General features: G+C 30.7%; 1 protein-coding gene. It reads right to left on the reverse strand.

Annotation, left to right across the window (positions count from 1 at the left end):
- The coding region (locus MBCUR_RS03140) for a DUF11 domain-containing protein (RefSeq protein ID WP_157077621.1) at positions 1–791 on the reverse strand (791 nt) is incomplete at both ends.

Below are 791 nucleotides of genomic sequence, written 5' to 3' on the forward strand. Positions count from 1 at the left end.
TAATAGTGTATAAAACAAATATGCCATTTAAGACAGATCCAGACACATTAGATGATTTAACAACACTAATGTTCACAGTAGGAACAACAGTAATATTAGTAGTATTATCAGGAGTACTACTATTATTTCCAGTGTTGTTTTCAGTAACATTAGTAACATTAGCAATATTCACAATACTACCAGTACCATTCAAACGGACAAGAATATCTAAGACAATACTCTCACCATTAACTAAAGTGTTAATATCCCAAACACCAGTAGTAGCATCATAACTAGTTCCACGAGGAGTGGTACTATTAATATAAATCAATCTACTATCTAAAGCATCAGTAATAACCAAACCAGTCGCATTATCAGGACCAAAATTAGTCACATTAATAGTATACAAAACAAGTATACCATTTAAGACAGATCCAGATACATTAGATGTTTTAACAACACTAAGATTTACAGTAGTGACAACAGTAATATTAGTTTCATTATCAGGATTACTACTATTATTACCAGTATTATTTTCAGTAACATTAGTAACATTAGCAATATTCACAATATTACCAGTACCATTCAAACGAACAAGAATATCCAAAACAATACTCTCACCATTAGCCAAATTACCAATATTCCAAACACCAGTACTTGCAATATAACTTGTAAATCTTGGACTTGTACTGTTAATGTATATTAATCTACTATCCAAAACATCAGTAATAACCAAACCAGTCGCATTATCAGGACCAAAATTAGTCACATTAATAGTGTACAAGATGTAAGCACCATTTAAGACATTACCA

The organism is Methanobrevibacter curvatus (assembly GCF_001639295.1).
Taxonomy (GTDB): Archaea; Methanobacteriota; Methanobacteria; order Methanobacteriales; family Methanobacteriaceae; genus Methanoflexus; species Methanoflexus curvatus.